The sequence below is a fragment of the Kitasatospora sp. NPDC001119 genome (assembly GCF_053598475.1).
Map to the genome: position 1 here is coordinate 32,798 of NZ_JBSFKI010000048.1, position 21,720 is coordinate 54,517.

Annotated in this window: 20 protein-coding genes; 12 read left to right on the top strand and 8 right to left on the bottom strand. The window is 73.2% G+C overall.

Annotated elements, in window-relative coordinates; genetic code table 11:
- Positions 1-580 precede the first annotated feature (580 nt).
- On the top strand, positions 581-1,768 hold the full coding sequence (locus ACWDD9_RS38020) for a hypothetical protein (RefSeq protein ID WP_449814133.1): 1,188 nt from the start codon (positions 581-583) through the stop codon (positions 1,766-1,768).
- Positions 1,769-1,898: 130 nt separating this feature from the next.
- Here ACWDD9_RS38020 and ACWDD9_RS38025 read toward each other — a convergent pair whose 3' ends face one another.
- Both ACWDD9_RS38025 and ACWDD9_RS38030 read right to left on the bottom strand, forming a co-directional pair.
- On the bottom strand, positions 1,899-2,333 hold the full coding sequence (locus ACWDD9_RS38025) for an SMI1/KNR4 family protein (RefSeq protein WP_387824501.1): 435 nt from the start codon (positions 2,331-2,333) through the stop codon (positions 1,899-1,901).
- Between the two features lie 37 nt (positions 2,334-2,370).
- Complete coding sequence (locus ACWDD9_RS38030) at positions 2,371-3,036, bottom strand: TetR/AcrR family transcriptional regulator C-terminal domain-containing protein (RefSeq protein ID WP_449814134.1); 666 nt, start codon at positions 3,034-3,036, stop codon at positions 2,371-2,373.
- 68 nt (positions 3,037-3,104) lie between these two features.
- On the opposite strand from ACWDD9_RS38030, the gene ACWDD9_RS38035 reads away from it, so the two are divergent.
- Positions 3,105-4,367 (top strand): beta-ketoacyl-[acyl-carrier-protein] synthase family protein, encoded by a 1,263-nt coding sequence (locus tag ACWDD9_RS38035; RefSeq protein ID WP_449814135.1) that lies wholly within the window; start codon positions 3,105-3,107, stop codon positions 4,365-4,367.
- A 43-nt stretch (positions 4,368-4,410) separates the two neighbouring features.
- Here the strand turns inward: ACWDD9_RS38035 and ACWDD9_RS38040 are convergent, their stop codons facing one another.
- Positions 4,411-5,415 (bottom strand): S41 family peptidase, encoded by a 1,005-nt coding sequence (locus ACWDD9_RS38040; RefSeq protein WP_449814136.1) that lies wholly within the window; start codon positions 5,413-5,415, stop codon positions 4,411-4,413.
- 256 nt (positions 5,416-5,671) lie between these two features.
- On the opposite strand from ACWDD9_RS38040, the gene ACWDD9_RS38045 reads away from it, so the two are divergent.
- From ACWDD9_RS38045 to ACWDD9_RS38055, 3 genes are all read left to right on the top strand, one after another.
- Positions 5,672-6,313 (top strand): hypothetical protein, encoded by a 642-nt coding sequence (locus ACWDD9_RS38045; protein WP_143204585.1) that lies wholly within the window; start codon positions 5,672-5,674, stop codon positions 6,311-6,313.
- Positions 6,314-6,346: 33 nt separating this feature from the next.
- Positions 6,347-6,922, top strand: coding sequence for an RICIN domain-containing protein (locus ACWDD9_RS38050; protein ID WP_449814137.1), 576 nt, complete (start codon positions 6,347-6,349; stop codon positions 6,920-6,922).
- Between the two features lie 230 nt (positions 6,923-7,152).
- Positions 7,153-8,181, top strand: coding sequence for a hypothetical protein (locus ACWDD9_RS38055; RefSeq protein WP_449814138.1), 1,029 nt, complete (start codon positions 7,153-7,155; stop codon positions 8,179-8,181).
- A 57-nt stretch (positions 8,182-8,238) separates the two neighbouring features.
- Here the strand turns inward: ACWDD9_RS38055 and ACWDD9_RS38060 are convergent, their stop codons facing one another.
- Positions 8,239-8,775, bottom strand: coding sequence for a DUF4240 domain-containing protein (locus tag ACWDD9_RS38060; RefSeq protein ID WP_375874933.1), 537 nt, complete (start codon positions 8,773-8,775; stop codon positions 8,239-8,241).
- Between the two features lie 324 nt (positions 8,776-9,099).
- Positions 9,100-9,747 (bottom strand): transglycosylase family protein, encoded by a 648-nt coding sequence (locus tag ACWDD9_RS38065; RefSeq protein WP_375874934.1) that lies wholly within the window; start codon positions 9,745-9,747, stop codon positions 9,100-9,102.
- Positions 9,748-10,214: 467 nt separating this feature from the next.
- Between ACWDD9_RS38065 and ACWDD9_RS38070 the strand changes: the two genes are divergently transcribed.
- Genes ACWDD9_RS38070 through ACWDD9_RS38080 form a run of 3 tightly spaced genes read left to right on the top strand, consistent with a single transcriptional unit; the run spans position 10,215 to position 12,590 of the window.
- The gene (locus tag ACWDD9_RS38070) at positions 10,215-10,541 is read left to right on the top strand and encodes a hypothetical protein (protein ID WP_375874935.1); all 327 of its coding nucleotides are present in this window, start codon (positions 10,215-10,217) and stop codon (positions 10,539-10,541) included.
- A 17-nt stretch (positions 10,542-10,558) separates the two neighbouring features.
- Positions 10,559-11,965, top strand: a complete 1,407-nt coding sequence (locus ACWDD9_RS38075; protein WP_449814139.1) for a hypothetical protein — start codon at positions 10,559-10,561, stop codon at positions 11,963-11,965.
- Between the two features lie 52 nt (positions 11,966-12,017).
- Positions 12,018-12,590: a hypothetical protein gene (locus ACWDD9_RS38080; RefSeq protein WP_449814140.1), complete on the top strand. Its 573-nt coding sequence runs from the start codon at positions 12,018-12,020 to the stop codon at positions 12,588-12,590.
- 246 nt (positions 12,591-12,836) lie between these two features.
- Here ACWDD9_RS38080 and ACWDD9_RS38085 read toward each other — a convergent pair whose 3' ends face one another.
- The gene (locus ACWDD9_RS38085; protein WP_449814141.1) at positions 12,837-13,625 is read right to left on the bottom strand and encodes a TIGR04222 domain-containing membrane protein; all 789 of its coding nucleotides are present in this window, start codon (positions 13,623-13,625) and stop codon (positions 12,837-12,839) included.
- Between the two features lie 519 nt (positions 13,626-14,144).
- Here ACWDD9_RS38085 and ACWDD9_RS38090 point away from each other — a divergent pair.
- On the top strand, positions 14,145-14,567 hold the full coding sequence (locus ACWDD9_RS38090; RefSeq protein WP_449814142.1) for a hypothetical protein: 423 nt from the start codon (positions 14,145-14,147) through the stop codon (positions 14,565-14,567).
- A 177-nt stretch (positions 14,568-14,744) separates the two neighbouring features.
- Positions 14,745-17,078 (top strand): protein translocase subunit SecD, encoded by a 2,334-nt coding sequence (gene secD / locus ACWDD9_RS38095; RefSeq protein ID WP_449814143.1) that lies wholly within the window; start codon positions 14,745-14,747, stop codon positions 17,076-17,078.
- A 325-nt stretch (positions 17,079-17,403) separates the two neighbouring features.
- Here the strand turns inward: secD and ACWDD9_RS38100 are convergent, their stop codons facing one another.
- Positions 17,404-18,552: a methyltransferase domain-containing protein gene (locus tag ACWDD9_RS38100; protein WP_449814144.1), complete on the bottom strand. Its 1,149-nt coding sequence runs from the start codon at positions 18,550-18,552 to the stop codon at positions 17,404-17,406.
- A gap of 548 nt (positions 18,553-19,100) precedes the next feature.
- Here ACWDD9_RS38100 and ACWDD9_RS38105 point away from each other — a divergent pair.
- On the top strand, positions 19,101-19,367 hold the full coding sequence (locus ACWDD9_RS38105) for a hypothetical protein (protein ID WP_449814145.1): 267 nt from the start codon (positions 19,101-19,103) through the stop codon (positions 19,365-19,367).
- Positions 19,368-19,589: 222 nt separating this feature from the next.
- Here ACWDD9_RS38105 and ACWDD9_RS38110 read toward each other — a convergent pair whose 3' ends face one another.
- A complete protein-coding gene (locus ACWDD9_RS38110; RefSeq protein WP_449814146.1) occupies positions 19,590-20,654 on the bottom strand; it encodes an aldo/keto reductase in 1,065 nt (354 codons plus the stop codon).
- 117 nt (positions 20,655-20,771) lie between these two features.
- On the opposite strand from ACWDD9_RS38110, the gene ACWDD9_RS38115 reads away from it, so the two are divergent.
- Complete coding sequence (locus tag ACWDD9_RS38115; protein ID WP_449814147.1) at positions 20,772-21,674, top strand: helix-turn-helix domain-containing protein; 903 nt, start codon at positions 20,772-20,774, stop codon at positions 21,672-21,674.
- Positions 21,675-21,720 lie beyond the last annotated feature (46 nt).

The following is a 21,720-nucleotide window of genomic DNA, read 5'->3' on the forward strand; positions in this document are numbered from 1 at the left end:
GTGCTCGCCCGGCGTCCCGCAGGGAGGCGCCGGGCGCGCGCGTTCCGGAACCGTTGGCGTCGAAACTGACCCGGCCATCGATGAGGCGCAGAGACCGGAGGAGGCTCCGGTGCTCCGGCTGACATAGGACCTCCATACGGCGGTGGGGCGCGGTGGCGGTGACAGCCTGCCCGTCGCCCCGGGTGCCGGGGGCGCCGAAGGTGAACTCACCGCCGTGCTTGGGCGGATGGCCCCCGGCAGGGTTGGTCAGGGCGAACTCGCGCAGGCAGTTGGATGGCGGTGGCAGCGGCCGGGTCGGCGCCGGGCTCCGCTCGCACCGCGTCCAGAACCTGCGCGAACGCGTCGCGGGCCGGGGGCGTTGGACGCCGCCCTCGGTCCAGGGGCGGGGGCGGATGCGGGGCCGGGAAAAATTTCTTCGAACCCGGCTGCAACCCCCCGGCGGGATGGACGTCTATCAGGGTGAGAGGCGGGGAGAGCGAGCCGGCGGAGCCGGGGGGCTCGGGCCGACTCCTCGGGGCGCGACAGTAGGCGCCCGCTCATTCGATCACCACCATCACCATGTCCTTGGGGGGACTGTCACATGAACGCGTCCGTTATCGCCCGTATTGCGAAGATCGTCCCGCTGGCCGTCGTCACCGCCGTCGGTGTCACCGCCTGTGGCCCGACCGAGGGCGGGGCCTCCGTCGCCGCCTCCGCTCCCGCCTCCGCCCCGGCCACCACCTCCTCGGCCACCCCCGGTGCGGGCGCCGTCCCGACCGTCCCCGCCCCGGCCGCGCCGACCGCCGAGGCGGCCCCGGCCGCCGCCACCCCGGCCGGGCAGGCCCCCGCCGCCGGGGCCGCAACGGCCAAGACCGACGTCAAGGCCGCCGCGAAGGCCGCGGCCAAGCCCGCCGCGCCGAAGGCCCCCGCCCCGTCCGGCGGAAGCGGTATCGGCATCACCTTCGGCGGCCTGAGCGAGGGCGGGAAGATCGGGCTGAACGACCTGGTCCCCTTCACCGTCACCTGGAAGAACAACGACGCCACCGGCACCCGCAGCGTGGCCCCGGTGGTGGCCACCCAGCAGTACGAGGGCGCGCCCTGCACCATGGTGCTCGCGATGGCGGACGGCACCCTGGAGCGCAAGGACGCCTCCGGCTGGAAGACGCTGGACCACCTCAGCCAGGGCGGCGGGATGGACTACGCGGGTACCGCCGACGACGCGGCCTTCACCCTGGCCGCCGGCGAGAGCCGGACCATCGAGTTCCGGATGCGGTTGTCCCTGGCCAACCGCCCGGGGCAGATCACGATCGAGGCGGACGCCCCCGTGCCGCACTCCAAGAACTACCTGGACATGGCGAAGGCCGAGCTGAACGCCACGGTCGTCGACAGCCACAGCCCGGAGATGCTCTCGGTGATGCCGCCAGCCAAGGGCGTGATCACCACGGACCCGATCCCGTTCAGCTTCCGGGTCTCCTCGCCGGACGGCACCGCGGGCCTGCGCCCCCGGGTGACCGTCTGGAGCTCCGAGGGGCCGACCCCGAACGACGTCACGGTGGAGGCCCGGGTCGGCGACGTGTGGAAGCCGGTCGAGCTGAAGGACGAGTGCGGCCTGGTCACGGTCGACCCGAACGTGCCGGGCGTCCGTGACGGCAACACGGTCGAGTACACCTTCCGAGCCACGTTCAAGGAGGCCCCGAAGTACGGCGCCGACGTGGACATCCGGGTGAGCGCGGAGTCGAACGGCCACCAGTCCGTCCAGCGCTCCGTCTTCCTGCGCGACGCGCGCTGACACCGCGCACCCGCGCACCCGCACACCCGCACACCCGCACACCCGTCCCGGCCTCCCACCACTCGGGAGGCCGGGACGGTGGCGTTGGGGAAGAGGCGCCGGGACGCTGATGTCCCAGTGAGCCGGAGGGCTACCGGTACCAGTCGTCTCCGCCGTCGGCGAGCGAGCGTCCGAGGTAGTCCCGGAGACCGCCGGCCACCCAGCGGCGGCTGTCGGTCTCGTGCTCCCAGACGAAGGCGTCCGGCCTCCGCGGCGTCCGCACGAAGGCGAACTGGTCGCCGCCACCGTTGTCCCCGAAGAACAGGAGTGCGTCGAACGGCATGTACAGCCGGGCGAAGGAACCGTCCGTACGGAAGTGGAGGTTCTGCTCGGCGATCTGCTCGACGGTCCAGACGGTGTCCACGCTGGTCCGCCCGACGATTCCGTTGCTCTCCAGCAGCAACTGCCTGAGCTCGGACGGTAGTTCCTCCCCCAGCTTGCGCTCGGTCTCCGCCAGGACCGACTCGTCGGCGGGCTCCGCGAAACCGGCGTCGGGGAACGCCTCGCGGGCTGCTTGTCTCCATATGGTCCGGAAGCGTGGCCGTCCCGGACGACACGCCCGCTCAGCCGGGACCGGGTTCGTCGTGGATCGTCAGTGATCCGGCGAGGTCGAGGTCGGCGACGGTGCCGTGCGCCCCGGCGCGGACGAGCAGCACGGCGCCGAGCGCGGTGCTCCAGAACGTCCTGGCCTCCACGGCGAGCGGCCGGCGGGCCGCCCAGCCGCGGCTGTCGACGAGTTGGCCGACGAAGCGTTCGGACTGCCGGAACAGCAGTTGGAGGTGCCGGTCGACCACGGGGGCGAGTTCGGGCTTGGAGATCCCGGCGGCGAGTGCCCGCGTGACGGACGGGAGCGAGGGCATGGCCAGGACGGCGCGGGCGATGTTGCGCCGGAACGTCGCCGCGTCGGGGGCCTGGCGGCCGATGCGCTCGATCCGTCGGGCGTCGTGCAGCAGGCCGAGGAAGGCGGCGTGCACGAGCAGTGAGTCCTTGGAACCAAAGTGGTAGGTGACCTGGTTGGGGAAGACGCCCGCCGCGTTCGCGATCTCCGCGACGCTCAGATCGGCGCCGGGCCGCTCCTTGCAGAGCTCCGCGGTCGCCTCGATCAGCCGGGTCCTCGTCGCGCGACCGCGGTCCCGCGAGCGGCCCGGGGCCGGTCGGGCTCCGGTTCGCTTTTTCCCCACGCGCTCCGGCTCCTCCACGCGCTCCTTCTCCACTCGCTCGCTCTCCATCCCGGAATTGTATGTGATACAACTTGCCCCGCATTCACTTGTATCGCATACAAGAAAGGCTGAGGAGCATGCACCGGACCGAAGTCGTCGTGACCGGACTCGGCGCGATCACCCCGCTCGGGGCCGACGTGGCGTCCACCTGGGAGGCCCTGCTCGCCGGCGCGTCGGGCCTCCGCGGGGACGTCCTGCGCGGGCACGAGGGACTCGGCCTCCCCGACACCGTCGCGGGGACGATGGCGGTCGACCCCGCCACGTTGCTGCCGCCGGTACAGGCGAGGCGGCTCGACCGCTCGCAGCAGGCGGCCCTCGCCGCGGCGGCCCAAGCCTGGGCCGACGCCGGAGCCCCGGAGGTGGACCCGGACCGGCTCGCCTCGGCGATCGGCACGGGCATCGGCGGCGTGGGGACGCTGCTGAGGGAGGACGACGTCCTGGAGACGGCCGGAGCCCGGCGCGTCTCACCCCGCACGGTGCCGATGCTCATGCCGAATGCGGCGGCGGCGCTGATCAGCATCGAGTACGGCGCGCGGGCCGGGGTCTTCACGCCCGTCTCGGCGTGCTCCTCCGGGGCCGAGGCGATCGCCCTGGCGGCCCGTCTCATCCGGGCCGGCGAGGCGGACGTGGTCATCGCGGGCGGGACCGAGGCCGCGACCACCCCGATCACCGTCGCCGGGTTCGCCCGGGCCCAGGCACTGTCGGGGCACACCGCCGATCCCGCCTCGGCGTCCCGGCCGTTCGCGGCGGACCGCAGCGGATTCGTCCTCAGCGAAGGCGCCGCCGTCCTGGTGCTCGAAAGCGCCGAGCACGCCGCCGCCCGGGGCGCGCGCGTCCACGCGGTGCTCGCGGGCGCCGGCATCGCCGCCGACGCCCACCACATCACGGCGCCCGCCCCCGACGGCGCCGGTCAGGTCTCCGCCATGCGCAAGGCCCTCGCCCAAGCCGGTCTGACTCCCGGGCAGATCGGTCACATCAACGCCCACGCCACCGGAACGCCGGTCGGCGACGCCGCCGAGGCGCACGCGATCAGGGAGGTCTTCGGCCGCGCCACCGTCACGGCCCCCAAGGCCGCGCTCGGCCACCTCTTCGGCGCCGCCGGCGCGATCGAGGCGCTCATCGCCGTCCTCAGCGTGGAGCACGGCGTCATCCCGCCGACCCGCAACCTCACCGCGGCCGGCATCGGCCCCGACATCGGTCTCGACGTCGTCGCGGAGCGACGGGACGTCCCCCAGCAGGCCGTGCTCAGCAACTCCTTCGGCTTCGGCGGGCAGAACGTCTCCCTCGTCGTCACCGGCGCACGGCACCGCGCGTCCCGTACGGCCCCGGCCGCGCCATGACGGACACGGACGATCGCTCCGGCTGCCACGGGACAACGGGGTACTACGGGGTGCCCTGGCAGGACGCCTGCCGCCCGAGCCAGCCGGTCGCGGCGGCGAGTGACGGATCCCCCTCCTTACGAGTGTCCACGGCCTCGTCCGGCTCGATCGGCCCCGCGTGGATCCGGCCCGTGCGGTCCGCCTCGGCGGCGCCCGTGAGCAGGACGACCGCACCGTCCGACAACCGGTGCGCGGCGTTGCCGGTGGGCACTCCGTAGGTGCGCGCGCCGAAGCTACGGGTGTCCGGGCGGCCGATGAACGCGATGGCGACGGCCTCGCCCGCGCTGCCCGTCCCCGGGCCGGTGAGGACGGCGACGGGCGCGCCCGGCCACGCGTCCGCACCGGCCCCGGGGGCCTCCGCCTGCGGGGCCCCGTCCAGGAACGGCACGCCCCCGCGCACCGACCAGACACTGCGGGTGCCGTCCGCCGTGACGAAGGCCCCCACCGGACCGTCCCCGAGCAGCGGAGCCGCCACGGCCAGCGGCGCCCACATCCCGCCGCCGCTCTCCCGGCGGAGGTCCACCACCCAGCCGCAGGCGCTCGCCCCGGCGACGGCGGAGCGGCCGCGGGCGACGTACTCGGCGTAGGTGCGCTCCGAGCCGTTCACCGCCGGAAGGTTCAACCTGGCGATGCCGCCGGGAAGTTGTTCGACCGTCGGGGCGTCGACCGTCACGGGGTCGGCGTCCACGGCCGCCGCCTCACCGGGCGGGTAGAACCGGCTGTGACCGTCCCCGAGCGCCGCCACCGCACCGCCGACCGCCCGATGGGTGTCGGCCGTCGTCCGCGCCCCGGCCGCCCGCGCGAACGCCTCGCCCCGCAGCTTCGGCCAGTCCACCGTCGCGGTGTTCAACGACTCCCGCTGCAACAGGTCCAGCGCCTCCGACAGGTAGCCGTGCGCCTGCGCCGACATCCCCCCGGACTCCCCGGACTCCCCCGAACCTCCCGAAGCGCACCCCGCGACCAGCGCCACCGCGCCCGCCACCACCACGGCGATTCGCGCCGCTCTCATCCGCACCCCTCCCCCGGTTCGTACAGCCCCCATTCCTACCCCACGAACCGGCAAGCAGCGACGGCTGGGAGCCCCGCCTCGACCGCCCCTGCCGATCCCCGATGCCGTCCCGCAGGCCCGCCGGGTCCCGCCCGGCCGAAAACCATCGTGTGCGCAGGACCCCCCTAGATATCTCGGATGGACAGGGCGTCAGGCCGCACGCGAGGCTTCCGGGAGGTCGGACCGAAACCATTCCCCCTACCGGAGGGATCTCCTCATGACAGCATCACCCAGGCGCCGACGGACCGTCTTCACCTCGGGGTTGGCCGCCCTCTTCGCCGTCGCCGGGTTGGGCCTCACCGCCGCCCCCGCGCAGGCCGACGCACCGCCACGCGCCACCTGCAACCCCGAGATCGAGCCGGTCTGGGACGACATCGTGACGGCCACCGTCACCCCGGTGGTCACCGAGTTCACGTCCTTCAACGTCGTCCCCGGGACGACGGGGCAGCAGCAACAACGGCTCTCCCAGGTGACGATGATCACCACCAAGATCAACAACAGTGCCGATTTCAACCTCAGCTACAGCTCCGCCCTGGCGCAGGTCAGCTTCAAGACCGGATTCCAGGTCGAGACCAGCCGGGCCAACACCCGGACCACGGACACCTCCCGGACGGTGAACATCAACGCGCCGGGCAACTACGGGATCTTCCGCGGGTTCCTGCGCGTCGACGGCGAGTGGACCCGCTACCTGTGCGCCCGCTCGGGCCAGGGCACCGGGTACTGGATCAAAGCCAACCCGAACGGCACCGGCTACTACACGACGTACGGGGCGGCGAGCGAGGGCGTGGTGCTCTGCTCGTACCCCGAGCCGGCCGGGACCGTCCGCGAGGCGGCCCGCCTCGAACTCTGCAAGCACTGACCCGTGACCGCGTCCCACCCAGGAGGGAAGACCATGGCGAAGTCCGGCAAGCGCTCCACCCACCGACTCGGAGCCGTGCTCGGCAGCGTCGCCTTCGTCGGCTCGCTGCTGACCGTAGCGGCGCCGGCCGCGCACGCGGCGAATCCGCTGGACGGCTTCACCTGCGAGAGCGGCGGGTACCGCATCTTCACCCCGTACACCTATGCGAGCGACCGGATGGTGCTCGGCTGGTCCCAGGCGTCGTGGGACAACGGCTCGATCATCCAGGAGCCGTGGGAGGACGCCGCCGACCGGCAGTGGACACTGTGCGAAGAGAACAATCCGACCCGGACCGACGGCAAGTACTACAAGCTGATGGACCATGCGCGCCACTGGTGCCTCGGCATCGACCGGGCCATGACCGACGACGGCAACTGGCTGATCGACGAGCCCTGCAACTACTCGCAGAGCGAGATCTTCTTCATCCAGCCGGTGCCGGGCACCAACCTGAAGGCGATCATGGCCAAGCACAGCAACCGCTGGCTCTCGGTGGACGGCTCCAACTCCGGATCCCACGTCACCCAGGGCTCCTTCAAGGCCGACCTGTTCGAGCTCCACAAGGTCTGGTAGGCACCCGCCCCGACCATCCGTGGGGGCCTTCCGGCAACGGAACCCGGCCGGAAGGCCCCCACGGGCTGCCGCTCCCTGGTAGGGCCGCCGCGGATGCCGGCGACGGGGTACGGGATCAGGTCGTCGGGCAGGCCGTCCTCGGTGAACCAGCGCAGGTCCAGGCGGCCACGCTCGCTCACCTGCCGGGGTGTTCGACGGCCGAAGCCGTCAGGTGTCTAAGGTCGCGTTCCATGACGAGGACCACGCCCCCACGCCCACTCGATGTCGAGGCGCTCTTCCCGGAGCTGGCCGCCCACCGGGGTACGACGACCCGGCTCCACCCGCGGCCGGGCAGCCCGCAGATGTCGGCCAGTTCGGTGGGCGGTCCGATGCTGTGGCCGGCGGACGAGCCGTGGCCGGTGTGCGGTGAGGTCCACGGCCGCGGGCGGGGTCGGCGCCTGGCCGACATCCACCGCTACCGGCGGACCCTGGCTGCCGCACGGGTCCGGGAAGAGAATCCGGGCCCCACGGCGGAGGAACGAGAGTTCCTGACAGAGCTGAGCCGCGAGCACCGGCTCTCCGATGTGTCGGAGACGGATCCGCTGCCGATGATCGGCCTGGCGCAGCTGTACCGCCGGGATGTCCCCGACCTACCGGAGGGGCCGGACGGCTGCGACCTGTTGCAGGTGTTCTGGTGCCCCTTCAACGCCCATGGCCCGAACCGGTACGACTTCGAGCTGCACCTCCACTGGCGGCGGTCGTCGGAGGTCGGCGAAGTGCTGACGGCTCAGCCGCAGCCGCTGGTCGTCGAATCGGACAGGTTCGTTCCCGAGCCCTGCGTCCTGCACCCGGAGCAGGTGGCCACGTACCCGTTCGCCGGCCTGCTGCCCGAGGACCTGTGCGCCCGGCTCGACGCTTGGGACGAAGCGCAGGAGGAGGCCGCCAGGTCCACGGACGGGCGCTCCGTACAGCCGATCGGCTACCAGTATGACCTGTCCGTCCCGCCCGGCTGGCGCGTCGGCGGCTTCGCCTCCTGGCACGCGACGGACCCCTACCCGATGGACTGCCAGACCTGCGGGACACCGATGCACCTTCTGCTGACCATCGACAGCTCGGAGTGGGACGGCGGCAGCGGCAGCTGGAAGCCACTGGAAGACCGAGACCTGCCCACCCCTCGGTCCGCCACCCCCACTGGAATCACCGTCGGCCGATTCGGCGAGCTCAACATCTTTGCCTGCCCGAACGATCCCGGACATCCGCACCGCTGGAGCATCCAGTAGCCCACGGGAGGCGGCCCGTCGGCCCGGACCTCGAGCGGCGCCGCGCTGTCTGCTCTGTCAGTCCGGATACAGCGCCGCCAGGCGTGGCAGCCGTCGGCTCAGCTGGTCACCGTCGCCGAAGTCGAAGTTCCAGGCCGGGTCCAGCGGCGGGTACGGAACGGTGAGGGCCTCGTCGGGGAGGTTCTCACCGGTGGCTTCCCGGTAGGCGCTCCAGGCGATGCTCAGGGCTTCTTCACATTCGATGTCGATCCCGTCGGCGGCGTACGCCTGTACGGCCGGGAGCGCGGCGAGCCGGTCCGGGTCGGTGATGACGCTGTCGAAGGTCGTGCGGCCCTGTGTGATCAGCCAACCCCGGAAGTAGTCGAAACCGTCGTCGGAGCAACCGCCGTTGATCAGGTAGGCGGCGCCCCACAGCGGAGCCCGGTACGAGTCGGCCATCAGGTTCCGCAGGACCTGCTCGGCGGCGACGATCTCCCCGGCGGGGCGGAGCGCGAGTAGCGCGCCGGCCCGGATCGCGACCGCGTGGCCGTTGTCCGGGGCCGGCGCCTGCGAGCGGGCTTCCTCGATCAGGTTCCAGAACTGCTGGGTGTCCATGGTGGTTGAGCATCGCACCGGACACTGACAACACGGCTAGGAGACGGACCGTGCCCGCCGCGACGGACCGCCCGACCAGGAGCGGGCGCCTCTCCAAGGGCTGGAAGCCGTCCGGCCGGGCGTCCGGCTCCCGACGTCACGGGAGGCTGGTTCGTGAATCTCCGTCCGGTCCTGAGTCGTTGGCGACTCCACACCAGTGCCGCGTTGGAACGCTCCTTCACAGGCGGGGTGATGATGGCATGGCGCGTGTGGCGAGGTGGACCATGAGGTGCCCGGGCTACGGATCGAGCCGCCGCTCGTACGAGCCCGCTCCGCCGGCGGGCGTCAGCGCAGTGCGAGGACCTGGCCGGGCAGGAGCAGGTCGGGGTCGTCGCCGATGGTGTCCTGGTTGAGTTCGTAGAGGGCGGGCCAGCCGCCGTCCGTGGCGAAGGCCTCGGCGATGCCGCCGAGGGTGTCGCCGGGTTCCACGGTCCAGGTGTCCGGGCAGTCCTCGTCGTCGTCCGTGCAGACCGGAGCGGGGGCATCGGCGTGGGATGGCGGGGTGGCGGAGGCATGGGGCCGGGTGTGCGCCGGCCGGTTGCTGCCGGTGTGAGCGGCCGGGTGGTCGCCGCTGTGTGCGGCACGGGCTCCGCAGGCCGGCCACGGGGTCAGGCCGCGGCGCTCGGCGAGGTGTTCGGCCACGGCGATCTGCTGTTCGCGGGTCGCCCGGTCCGCGCGCGGCGCGTAGGCGAGGCCGCCGTTCGAGCGCCAGGTCCCGCTGTCGAACTGCAGCCCCCCGTAGTAGCCGTTGCCGGTGTCGGCCTGCCAGCGCCCTCCGCTCTCGCACCTGGCGACGGCATCCCAGTCCACTCCCGTTCGGACCCCCGCGCTCGCCGCGGCGGCGGACGCTGTTGCCGTACCGCCGGCGATGGCGACGGCGAGCAGGGACAGCAGAACGACGACCAGGCGACGGGCCACGGACAGCGGTGACATGAACGCTCCGTACTCCGGGAACAGGGACCGGGCACCGAAGTGCCCCTCCCACCCATGCACCTGACGCCCTCGACGAGCAGGAGCGCAGCGCCGATCTCGCTCTACCGGCGGCTCGACACCACTCGAACGCGCGACCGGGCTACCGGGCTACCGGGCTACCGGGCTACCGGGCCGAGCGATCGCCCGAGGGGGGCCCGGAACGCCTCCTCGGGCCGTCCGGGTGGGCCACTCGTGATCCACGGCGGGGCTCCGACCCGCGGCCGCGCCCTTGGGGCCAAGGACGGGGGCAGCGGTCGGGAGCCGGGCGCCGCCCGGGGCTCGGCTCTGCGGTCGGGCCCCGGGAACGGTGGATAGCACTTTTGCTGGCTATCCGTCAAAACCCTGACGCATTGGGCTTGTTCGGGCTCGTCGTTTACGCTGGGCGGCGGTTCGATCACGCAACTGGTGTGTCTGAGGGGGCTGAGACGATGGCAGGGTTCCGAGTGAATCCGCAGGACCTGCGCGACGCGTCGAAGAGCGGCTACGCGGTGGCGAAGGGCATCCAGCAGGACTGGGCGGAGGCGTTCGGCCACGCGCCGCCGGCCCTGGGCCTGCCGAACTGGTCTTTCGAAGGAGCGGCCCAGGCCGCCCTCCACGACCTGGGCGAGCACATCGACCGCATCACCACCAGAACCCTGGCGGAGGCGGCCGGCAACCTGTCCATCATCGCCAGGAGTTACGAGAACACGGACAACGGCGCCGCCTTGACGGTCGATGGCGCCGGGGCGCAGACCGGGACAGGGGGGCAGGACTGATGCCGCACTACTGGGGAATGATCAAGGAAGCCGATGTCGGCACGCTCAGGACGGCCGTCCAGGTCCTGACGACCTTCGAGGGCAGGTACAAGCAGCAGGTCACCGCCTGGCAGACGATGCAGCGCACCCTCGCCTCCTCGTCCTGGCACGGCCAGGCCTCGGACGCGACCACCACCGCGCTCCAGAACCGCACCAACCAACTGCTGCTCGTCGACCAGTTCATCGAGGACCTGCGCCGGATGCTGACCGACGGCATCGACAGCGTCCTCCTCCTGCAGGCACGCCAGCAGACGCTCATCACACGGGCGACCGGCAACTGCCTGGAGATCGTCGCCGCCGACGTGAACGCCACACCGGTGGTGCGCGTCCTGCCGCCCGACCAGCACTCCCGCAACGACCCCGAGTGGCGCAAGGAGGTGGAGGCCGCCCGGGACCGCCTCGTGACGGACATCGACGCCCTGTGCACCTCCGCCCGGGGCGACGACGACCGCCTCGCCCGTGCCCTGGCCGCCTTCGACTACATCGCCAAGCAGGACGGGGACTACTACCCGGAGAAGGTCGCCGAGATCGCCAAGGCCGTCGCCGAACTCGACCGGATGCCGGGCGGCGGCGTAGGGAGCGGCGGCGGCAACCCCGAATCCAACCGGGCGTGGTGGGACTCCCTGCCCGAGGCCACCCGGCAGCAGCTCATCCAGGACCGCCCCGGCTGGATCGGGTCCCTGGACGGCGTGCCCGCCGAGGTCCGTGACCAGGCCAACCGGGCCTGGCTGCCCCAGCTCCGCGAGGAGATGGCGCGAGAACTCACCGGCCCCCCTTCGCAGAACATCACCCAGGCGAACCTGAACGGCCTCGACGCCCTCCAGAAGCAGATCGACACCCCCGGTGTTCCGCCCCAGCTCCTGCTCAGCGTGGACGACCCCCGCTCGGTGTCCCACGTCCCGGGCGCCGTCCTCGCCTACGGCAACCCCGACACCGCCACCCACATCGCCGCCTACGTCCCGCCCGACCCGGCGGTGGGGACCCTTCCCGCGGACGCCGCCGCCGCACGCAACCTGGCCGTCGCAGCCGGGAAGGCGGACCCGACGAAACCGACCGCGAGCATCGTCTTCACGAACCTCGGCCCGGCCGGCGACCCGTACCAGACCCCCACCGCCTCACTCAGCCCGCTGCGCGACGGCGGCCAGACCATCCACGGCACGTACAACGGACTGCGGGCCTCCCACCGCGACGGCAACGCCACCCTGAGCGAGGTCGCCGCCCCCGCCGACGGCTCCGGGTTCGCCGTCGCCAGCACTCCCCTGGCCGACACGGGCAAGCCCGGGTGGAGCTTCACCACCGACTCCATCGTCGCCAGGACACCGGGCGGCCCCGACGACCCGTCCTCCCGCCACACCGCCGCCAACGCCATCGTCGGGCGCCGGTAACGGCCCCGGGAACAACGGCCCGGGTGTCACACGGTCCGCCTATCCTCGCGGTATGAGCTTCAGGGGGTACTGGGTCGTGATGCCGGTGCCCGTCGACGTGGTCGCCGACGTGGCCCCGGTGTTCACGCCCCTGATCGACGCCCAGGCGGCGGCAGGCCGCGAGGGGCTGGAGCGGTGGCGCCACGAAAGCCCGGGACGACCGGACGTGACGGAGCTCCACGACCTGGCCGCCCCCTACCTCCTCGACGACCACCTCGACGTGCTCTTCGGGATCTGGGGCACCCACGAGGCGGCCGGCCCGTTCCTGAAGTCCTCCTGCCGCAAGGGCTACCCCGCCGTCGGCCTCGCCCACGCGCTCCGAGCCGAGCGGTTCCTCGCCCTGCCCGGCTGGTTCGGCCACTTCGTCCTCACCCCGCAGGAGGTCCGCGCCACGCTCCCCGCCGTCCAGGCCGCACTCGACCTGACACCCGACCAGCGCAGCACCGTGGAGCAGCGCCTGTACGACATCCTGGACGAAGTCTCGGAAGAGGACGCCGCCGCCCTGCTCGACGACCTCGTACCGGTCTGGCGAAGAGCCGCCGCCACCGGCCAGGGCCTCATCGGCGCCCAGGCCGTCCCCTGCTGAACACACCTGCCACCAGCGGCTGTTGACAGGATCGGGCCGCATGAGCCACATGCGGTGCGGAGAAGGCCGCAGGCAAGCCTCCGCACTGGCGGGGCCGATGGGGCGTCGTGGTCGGTGCGGTGTGCGGACCGGCGGGCCACAGGTCCGCGCTGGCGCGCACCGCGGCGGGAGGGCCCGGCAGCGGTGCTGAGCCGCAGTCCGCCGACGGGCGCCTGTACCGGCAGCGGCATTCGGGGTCACCCGAGATCAGAGGTCGCCGCCGTAGATCGCGGCGTCGCCGGACCCCTCGTACGGGCCGTAGTCGCTGCCGGTGCGGGCGACGGTCTCCCGGGCCCCGCGCCCGCCGAGGAGCGCGGCCCGGGCGGCGAAGTCCGGCAGCAGCAGGCGCAGCGCCCGGCGTCCGTACAGCGCGGTCAGCAGTCCTGCCCCGTCAGGCTCCGATGGTGTGTCACCTGATGCCGCCGCCCCGTTCAGGGGGTGCCGGCGGCGCAGCTCGCGCAGCAGCCTGTGTCCGGCGAGGGTGCGGGCCGGAGCGCAGAGCAGCATGAGCGGGAGTACGGTCATGGGCAGTCCTGTCCACCAGGCGCCCCGGGCGGTGGCGAACGCGCCCGTGGCGCACGTGGCCGCAGCCAGCACGCTGGATGCGGCCAGCCGGGCCGGACCGCAGCACAGGCCGCGGCGGACCAGGTCGGTGCGGGTCTCCTCGCGGGCCCGCCGCACGGGTGGGGTGGTCACGGCGTCGGCCCAGGACAGGTCCCGGCCGAACGCCGTCCGCGCTGCCCGGTGCAGTGGAGTTGCGTCCTGCCCTGAGTGGGCGTGCACCACCCGCCGCAGGCGGCCGCGTCGGTCGGTGTCGAGCACCCCCGCGAGGTGCAGTTCGACGACGACCACCACCAGTGCGGCCTTCGATCCCCCACGGACCCCCGCGATCGCCGCGGCTGTCAGGCCGTCAGTCCTCCCCCGGGCCGGGTGCCATCGCAGCAGCCCCGCCCCGAGGAGCGCGGCCACCTCGCACACCACACCGACCGATCCCATCAAACCCCCTGAAGCACGGACCACCCGACGGCCCTCCCCCGGCCACCGTTCCCGCAGGATGACAGAGCGGGAAGGCGACGCCAAGTGGCCGACCAGCCCGACCGCCATGCCGCCGGAGCGCGATGAGAGCGCGGACGGCGATCCCGTCGAGCGTGCCGACGGCCTTCGTCTGTCCATGAGCGCGGCGGACGCGTGGAAGTCTCAGGGGTCGACGTCCTCGGTTCGGGCCTCCCCGCGCAGGCGGAGCGAGCGATCGTACGGCGGGTGCACGCTGGAGATCGGCTACTTCCTCGGCCGGCGGCACCGATCCGCGGACGCCGGGTCAAGGACGCCGGCTCAAGGGCGCCGTCCTTCGGGAGGGCGCCCTCACGCCACCGCTCAGGTCCCCGCCGGACCGTGACCCGGCCTCGGCCGGTCCGCTCCGCAGCCCTGGCCTCCCCGCACGACGGTGTCGTCGCCTACAGTGAGAGCTTCTTGCGGGCGGGGCCTGGTGACGGCACGAGCGGGGAGGGGGCCGGAGTGGAGCGACGGGTACGTCGGACCGCGGCGGCCGCGCTGTCCTGGGCGTTCCTCACGGCCTGGGCCGTCTGCCAGGTCCTCCTCGGCACGGCGACGGGCGCGGCGCAGCCGGCCCCCGGCACGCCGCCCGCCGTCGCCGCCCCGGTGGCCCCCGCCGTCGTACGGCTCGGCCCGGCGGGCGCGGAGGTCCGGCGCGCTGCGGACCGCCCCCGCCATGACGTCGCCCAGCGGCAGACGGCCGCCGCCGAGTCCGGTGTCCGGCTGCCCGCGCTCCCGCCGGCCGCGCTCCCGTCCGGCCGGACGGACGCCCCCCGGCCCCGGCCCGGGATGTACGCCCCGGGGCCGCGCCAGGAGCGGGCGCCGCCGTCCGATCGCTACGACCCCCGCCACACCCGCGGTCCCCCTTCCACCCGGTCCAGCTGACGTTCCACCGCGCCCGCCGATCCGGGTGCCGCGGCCTGCCCGCGGCCCGGACGGGAGGGCTCCGGCCACCGTGCCCGGAGCGTTCCCGGCGGCGCGCCGTCCCCTCGCGTCCGCCCGTCCCGGGTGCGGCGTCCCCCTGCGGACGCCCGGCTCCCGCGGACCGCCCGTGGAGTACCCATGCCTATTCGCCGTGCCGCGTTCTGGCGCGCGCTCGTCGCGCTCGCCGTCGTCGGCGTCTCGTTCTACGTCGCCCTGACCACCCCGCCCCGCCTCGGGCTCGACCTGCGCGGCGGCACCCGGATCGTCCTGGAGACCCAGGACTCGCCCACTGTCCGCGCCGACGCGGACGCCACCGACCGGGCGCTGGAGGTGCTGCGCCGCCGGGTCGACGGTCTCGGTGTCGCCGAACCCTCGCTCGCCCGCGCCGGGGAGCGGCGCATCGTCGTCGAACTCCCCGGCGTCCAGGACCCCCGCGAGGCCGCCGGGGTCATCGGCCGCACCGCCCAGCTCACCTTCCACGCCGTCACCGCGACCGCCGACGGCCCGGCCGGACCCCCGGCGGCGGACGGCTCCCGGGTCCTCGCCGACCCCGGCCTCCCCAGTGGCCACCTGCGGCTGGGTCCACCGGTGCTGACCGGCGACGGCGTCAAGGACGCCTCGGCCGTCCTCGACACCCGGACGGGCCTCGGCTGGAGCATCGACCTCTCCTTCCGCGGCTCGGCCGGCGACGCCTGGGCCCGGCTCACCGGGGAAGCCGCGTGCGCCGCGCCGGCCGACCCCGCCCGCCGGGTCGCCATCGTGCTCGACGACCGCGTCCTGTCCGCCCCCGGCGTCCAGGACAGCGTGCCCTGCGGGCAGGGGATCACCGGTGGTTCGACCCAGATCACCGGCGGGTTCTCGGCCGACGAGGCCCGCGATCTCGCCGCCCTGGTCAAGGGCGGTGCCCTGCCCGTCCCGGTGACGGTGATCGAGCAGAGCACCGTCGGCCCCACCCTCGGCGCCGAGGCGATTCGGGCCAGCGCCCTCGCCGCGGCCATCGGCTTGCTCTGCACCGGGGCCTTCGTCATCGCGGTGTACCGCCTGCTCGGTGTGCTGGCCACCGTCGCCCTCGCCCTCTACGGACTGATCTCGTACGCCGCCGTGGTCGCGCTCGGCGCGACGCTCACCCTGCCCGGGCTGGCCGGCTTCGTGCTCGCCATCGGCATGGCGGTGGACGCCAACGTGCTGGTCTTCGAACGGGCCAGGGAGGAGTACACCGCTCCTCGCGCGGTCGGCCCCGGCAGGGAGCGGGACCTTCGGCACCCGCTGCGCGTCGGGTTCGCGAAGGCATGGAGCGCGGTGGCCGACTCCAACGTGACGACGCTGCTCGCCGCCGGTCTGCTCTTCGTGTTCGCCACCGGCCCGGTCAAGGGCTTCGGGGTGACGCTCTCGATCGGCGTGCTGGCCTCGATGTTCTCGGCCATGCTGATCACCCGGCTGCTCGCCGAGTGGGCGGTGCGCCGGCCCGCCGTCGCCCGGCGGCCCGCCCTGACCGGCATGGCCACCGTCGGCCGGCTCCGGACCCGGCTGACCCGGCGGCCGCCCCGGCTGATGCGCCACCGGCGGCGCTGGCTGGGCGCCTGCGCCGGCCTGCTGCTGCTCGCCGTGGCCGGGATCGGCGGGCGCGGCCTGGACTTCGGCATCGAGTTCACCGGCGGTCGGGTGGCGCAGTACACCGCCGCGCAGCGGGTCGACGCGGACGCCGCCCGCGCGGCGGTGGTCGGCGCCGGGTTCCCGCAGGCCGTGGTCCAGACCACCGGCGACACCGGGGTGTCCGTCCGCACCAAGGAGACCGGCGACGACCAGCAGCAGCGCATCCGGGAGGCGCTCACCGGCGTCACCGGCGAGCTGTCCGTGGAGCGCGACGAGCTGATCGGGCCGAGCTTCGGCAGCGAGCTGCGCGGTTACGCACTGGCCGCGCTCGGGCTCGCGGTCGCCGCCCAACTGCTCTACCTCACGATCCGCTTCCGGTGGGCCTTCGCGGCCGCAGCAGTGATCGCGATGGCGCAGGACCTGCTGCTCGTCCTCGGCCTCTTCGCCTGGCTGGGCAAGCCGGTGGACAGCGTCTTCCTCGCCGCGCTGCTCACCATCGTCGGGTACTCGGTCAACGACACGGTGGTGGTCCTGGACCGGCTGCGCGAGCTGCGCCGGACCGGGACGAAGGCGAGCTGGGCGGATCTCGCGGACCGCGCCGTGGCGCAGACCCTCCCCCGGACGGTGAACACCGGCATGGGGGCGCTGTTCGTCCTGGTGGCCCTGGCGGCCTTCGGCGGCGACTCGCTCGCCGACTTCTCGGTGGCGCTGCTGGCCGGGGTCCTGCTGGGCACCGCGTCGACGGTGTTCACCGCGATGCCGGTGGTCGTCCTGCTCCAGGAGCGGTTCCCGGACCGGCCGCAGGAGGCCGAGGAGGCACCGGCACCTCACGCGGCGGGCGCGGCCCGGGCGCGCGACCACAACGGGGCGGTGGTCTGAGCGGCGTTGGTTCGGCCGGGAGGCCGTGCGTTCCGCGACCGGCCGGCTGCTCGCGGTCGGCCGGCGGGCGAGCAGGTGCTGGCGCAGGACGTCAGCGCCATCGGACGGCGGAGCGCCGTCCTGACGCACGATGAGACGCCGACCTGCTGGTCAACGGCCGCCGTACAGCGGGACGTTCGGGCGCCGCAGGGCGCGGGGCAGCGGCCCGCCGGATCGTCCGGCGGGCCGCCGAGGAGCACGGGAGGTCTCGTCTCCCGGCCGATCCGGTATCGGGAGACGTGCCGGCCGGACCGCGGGGGAAGCCGCTGTCCGGCCGGGCTCAGCCTTACCCCCGTACGGACGGCAGCGGGTTGGCCGGCTCGTCCAGCCACGCCCGGTGCCCGCCGTCCGTGTCCACGGTCAGCCCGAACCGGTCGAAGCCCGGGCGGCCCTGCTTCTCCCACCAGCGGACGACGTCCTCGACCTCCGACCACATCCGGCGAGGACCCGACTGGCGGACCTCGTACCGTTCCGCGCCGTCCACGAAGTCGACCGTGGCCCAGGACGTGACGCCGGTGTCGAACAGCCACAGGGTGGTCATCCCGTCGCCGTCGCTGCGCCGGTAGTACGCATCGGGCACGGCCAGGCCCACGACGAAGGACGCCAGCCAGTCGTCCACGACATCGAGCGGGCTGAGGGTCGTGTACTCCTGCGCGGCGTCGCCGGGCCAGTCACCGGGCAGGTAGTCGTCGACGGGCGGGCCCTGGTAGCGCTGTTGACGCATGCGCATGAACGCCGAGGACCCGGTGAACGGCCCCTCGGCGGTGCGGCCGGCGGCGGTGAGGCGGGCGACGGCTCCGCCGCCGAAGAGCGGCGCGAAGGGCAGCACCAGCACTCCCTGCGGCCGGATCTGCCCGATCACGGCCGCGGGGACCTCCCGTACCGAGCAGGTGAGGATCCCCCGGTCGTACGGGGCCCGCGGCGGGTACCCGTCGGCGGCGTCGCCCACTACCGCGGTCGGGGCGTCGTCGAGGGCCCGGAGATTCGCCTCGGCCTGGGCGGCGACCTCCCGGTCCAGTTCCACGGTCACCACGGCCTGCGCGCCTTGGCGCCGGGCCAGCAGCGCGGCGTTCCAGCCCGGGCCGGTCCCGCCCTCCCAGACCGTGTGGCCCTCGTGGACGTCCAGGTCGCGCAGCATGGAGGCCACAATCGTCGGCATGGAGACCGATGACGTCGGCTCCCGCTGCCCGCCGTCCGCGTCGTCCTCCCACTGCGTCACGATCGCCACGTCGGAGTACGCGAGCTCCAGCCACCTCCCGGGGTTCTCCGTCCGGTCGCAGCGCTCGTAGCCGTCGCTGGTGCTCGCCCAGACGACGTCCGGGAGGAACAGGTGGCGCCCGACGTCGAGGAAGGCCTGACGCCAGCCCGGGGTCAGCGCACCCGAGGCCTCCAACCGGTCGACGAGCCGGCCCTGGAGGTCGGCGATCGCCGTCACTTGTGCTTCGGATCGGGAGTCGGGCCCTGTCCGTCGGGATTCGGCTTGGGGCCGATCTGCGGGCCACCGGGCTTGGCGTGGGAACCGCCCCTACCGTCGTTCGGGCCTCCCTTGTTCTCGTCACCCACGGGTGATTCCCCCTTCTGTGCGACGCTCCGAGAATTTCAGAGCAGAGCGTAGGTGGGCGAGCACCCAAAGTAAATGGCGGTCCCACCGCTCCTCCTCGCGGGACAGGCACGGCTGGCCGACCATCCCGGGTGGGCCAACGCTTCGGGTCGTACGGCGCACAGGAGCAGCCGGGGAGCGCGCGCGGCGCCACCCACGCCGACGCCGGGCGCCTTGCCGAGGAGTGGGAGCGATACGACAACCTGGCGAGGGAGCAGTTCGTCGGGAAGTGCTGGAATTCGCATGCAGTGGATTCCTGCGGCAACCAAGGCCGCACCGTGGTTCGAACAACCCGGAGGCGTCACTCAGTTCTCCCTTGAAAAGCCCGTCAAGGTACTCTGCGCCGCGGAATACCTTGTCTTCGAGAATGGAAAATCCTGCTGATGGATCGTCACCAACTTCTGACGCGCCTCACCGAGGCAGGTGTGAGCGACCGCTTCTACGGGATCAGCACGCGGGGTCTCTCGACGTCCAACCATCTACACGAGGCGGCCCCCGTCCTCACCGAGGGCCGCGATGGTCGATGGACGATCGACGTCTATGAGCGTGGCGAGCACTGGGAGGAAGCGAGTCTCGAATCGGAGGAAGAGGCGTGTTCCTACCTCTACGCAGAGGTCATGAGGCAGTGGGAGCTCTACGGGTCTCAGTGAGGTGAACAATCGAGCGCAGAGCCGCCGGGTCCTGGTGGTGCAGGACGACGTGGACGTCCACGATCGGGAGCGGGGTGAGACTGGTTTCGGTGGTGCCCATGTCCTCTCTAACTTCCCTACGGGGCTTGGGTGTTGATCGTCCGGTGCGGCACCGCTCCCAGGATGGCCTGTGCGGTCTGCTCGGGGAGTCAGGTGGGTGGCGTCTCGGGGCGCTGGCAGGCCTCAGGGGCGGGGGGCGATCTTCAGGTCGCCCCGGGTGACCTGGCGGATGTGGGGGCCGGCCAGCAGGTCGTGCGGGTAGCCGAGTTCGATTCGGCCGGCCTCGTCGAGGCGGTCCGACTGGGTGGCGCTGAGTTCGACCTCCAGGGCGCCCAGGTTGTCCTCCAGCTGCGTGAGCGTGCGGGCGCCGACGACGGGCGCCGTCACGCCCGGCCGGTGCAGCGTCCAGGCGAGCGCGACCTGCGCGGGTGTGCGGCCCAGTTCGGCGGCGACCTCCTTCACGACCTCGGCGACGGCGAGGGCGCGTTCGGTGACCATGCCCAGCCCGGCGTTGAAGCTCCTCCGGGTGCCCTCCCCGGGGCCGGCGGCCGCCGCGGTCAGGTCGGCGCGGCCGTACGTGCCGGTGAGCAGGCCGCCCGCCAGCGGGGAGTACGGCAGCACGCCCAGGCCCATCTCCCGTGCCATCGGGACGAGATCGCGTTCCGCCGCCCGGTTGAGGAGGTTGTACTCGATCTGCAGGGCGACCAGCGGGGACCAGCCGCGCAGGTCGGCGACCGCCTGCATGCGCGAGACCTCCCAGGCCGGGACGTTGGAGACCGCCACGTACAGGACCTTGCCCTGCCGGACCAGGTCGTCCATGGCGCGCAGGATCTCCTCGACCGGCGTCGTGAAGTCCCACACGTGCAGGTACAGCAGGTCGAGGTAGTCCGTGCCCAGCCGCCGGAGGCTGGACTCCACCGAGGCGAACATGCTCTTGCGGTGGCTCCCCGCGGAGTTCGGGTCGCCCGGCCGGCGCAGCGTGGTGTACTTCGTCGCCAGCACCAGGCCTTCGCGGCCGCCCCGGGTGAACTCGCCCAGCTGGCGTTCGGAACTGCCGTCGGTGTACGTGCTGGCGGTGTCGATGAAGTTGCCGCCGCGCTCGACGTAGGCGTCGAACAGCCTGCGCGCCTCTGCCTTCTCCGCGCCCCAGCCGAACTCGGTGCCGAACGTGGCCGTGCCCAGCGCGAGCGGTGAGACCCGCAGTCCGGAACGGCCCAGCAGCCGGTAGCTGTCGAGGGTGAGTGCCATGGTGACCTCCCGTGTTCGTGATCCGTCGTCGACAGCGAGTCTGCGGCGGCGACGGGGCACGGATAAGGGAGGGGACTTCCTGGGAACATCTGTCCTACCCTGGCTGTTGCGCCGGTCATGACGACCTCCGCGCCGGACAGGACCCAGACCCAGGAGCTGGCCGCGTTCCTGCGCAGCCGGCGCGAACGCCTGGATCCCCGGGACGTCGGGCTGCCGGCGCGCCTCCGAAACCGCCGTACCCCGGGGCTTCGCCGTGAGGAGGTCGCCGAACTGGCCGGGGTCAGCGTCGACTACGTCGTCCGGCTGGAACAGGCCCGCGGGCTGCGCCCCTCCCCCGACGTGCTCCAGGCCCTGGCCGGGGCGCTGCGCCTGGCCCCCGACGAGCGCGCCTACCTCTTCGACCTGGCCCTGCGGCGGCCCCCCGGCGCCGACCGGCCCGCCACCGCCGCCGCGCCGCCGCTCGCCCGGCTGGTCGCCGACCTCGCACCGCTGCCCGCCATGCTCCTGAACCACCGCTACGACATCCTGGCCTGGAACGCCGAAATGGCGGGACTGATGGTGGACTTCGACGCCCTGCCGCCCCCGCAGCGCAACGCGATGTGGCTGTGCCTCATGCACCCGCGGGTGCGGGAGTTCTACCTCGACCGCGAACGCGTGGTGCGGGAGGGGATCGCCCACCTGCGCGCCGCGTGGGCCGCCCACCCGGAAGACCGGGCCCTGAGCGGACTCATCGCCGAATTCGCCGCCGGCGACGAGGAGTTCGCGCGCCTGTGGGCCGAGCGGGACGTCCGGGTCAACGGCCGCGGCCACAAGGCGCTGCGACACCCCGAGGCCGGCGTCCTCACGGTGCAGTTCGAGACCCTCAGGCCGCTCCAGGACCCGGACCAGCTGCTGGTGATCTACCGTGCGGCGGACGCGGAGAGCCAGGCGGCCCTGGACCGGCTGCGCGCAGCTGCCGCCGGTCCGCGGCAGGGGCCCGACGGGCTCTCGCACGCGTCCGGCTCCTCGCACCGGCCCTGACCGTCGGCCACTCACCACGGAGCGGCAGAGGCGGCACCTGTACGTG

What these genes read in the sequence shown, in the direction of transcription:
- ACWDD9_RS38020 (WP_449814133.1), top strand. Translation starts at nt 581, where the DNA reads ATGAACGCGTCCGTTATCGCCCGTATTGCGAAGATCGTCCCGCTGGCC.
- ACWDD9_RS38030 (WP_449814134.1), bottom strand. Translation starts at nt 3,036, where the DNA reads ATGGAGAGCGAGCGAGTGGAGAAGGAGCGCGTGGAGGAGCCGGAGCGC.
- ACWDD9_RS38035 (WP_449814135.1), top strand. Translation starts at nt 3,105, where the DNA reads ATGCACCGGACCGAAGTCGTCGTGACCGGACTCGGCGCGATCACCCCG.
- ACWDD9_RS38040 (WP_449814136.1), bottom strand. Translation starts at nt 5,415, where the DNA reads ATGAGAGCGGCGCGAATCGCCGTGGTGGTGGCGGGCGCGGTGGCGCTG.
- ACWDD9_RS38045 (WP_143204585.1), top strand. Translation starts at nt 5,672, where the DNA reads ATGACAGCATCACCCAGGCGCCGACGGACCGTCTTCACCTCGGGGTTG.
- ACWDD9_RS38050 (WP_449814137.1), top strand. Translation starts at nt 6,347, where the DNA reads ATGGCGAAGTCCGGCAAGCGCTCCACCCACCGACTCGGAGCCGTGCTC.
- ACWDD9_RS38055 (WP_449814138.1), top strand. Translation starts at nt 7,153, where the DNA reads ATGACGAGGACCACGCCCCCACGCCCACTCGATGTCGAGGCGCTCTTC.
- ACWDD9_RS38060 (WP_375874933.1), bottom strand. Translation starts at nt 8,775, where the DNA reads ATGGACACCCAGCAGTTCTGGAACCTGATCGAGGAAGCCCGCTCGCAG.
- ACWDD9_RS38065 (WP_375874934.1), bottom strand. Translation starts at nt 9,747, where the DNA reads ATGTCACCGCTGTCCGTGGCCCGTCGCCTGGTCGTCGTTCTGCTGTCC.
- ACWDD9_RS38070 (WP_375874935.1), top strand. Translation starts at nt 10,215, where the DNA reads ATGGCAGGGTTCCGAGTGAATCCGCAGGACCTGCGCGACGCGTCGAAG.
- ACWDD9_RS38075 (WP_449814139.1), top strand. Translation starts at nt 10,559, where the DNA reads ATGATCAAGGAAGCCGATGTCGGCACGCTCAGGACGGCCGTCCAGGTC.
- ACWDD9_RS38080 (WP_449814140.1), top strand. Translation starts at nt 12,018, where the DNA reads ATGAGCTTCAGGGGGTACTGGGTCGTGATGCCGGTGCCCGTCGACGTG.
- ACWDD9_RS38085 (WP_449814141.1), bottom strand. Translation starts at nt 13,625, where the DNA reads ATGGGATCGGTCGGTGTGGTGTGCGAGGTGGCCGCGCTCCTCGGGGCG.
- secD (WP_449814143.1), top strand. Translation starts at nt 14,745, where the DNA reads ATGCCTATTCGCCGTGCCGCGTTCTGGCGCGCGCTCGTCGCGCTCGCC.
- ACWDD9_RS38105 (WP_449814145.1), top strand. Translation starts at nt 19,101, where the DNA reads ATGGATCGTCACCAACTTCTGACGCGCCTCACCGAGGCAGGTGTGAGC.
- ACWDD9_RS38110 (WP_449814146.1), bottom strand. Translation starts at nt 20,654, where the DNA reads ATGGCACTCACCCTCGACAGCTACCGGCTGCTGGGCCGTTCCGGACTG.
- ACWDD9_RS38115 (WP_449814147.1), top strand. Translation starts at nt 20,772, where the DNA reads ATGACGACCTCCGCGCCGGACAGGACCCAGACCCAGGAGCTGGCCGCG.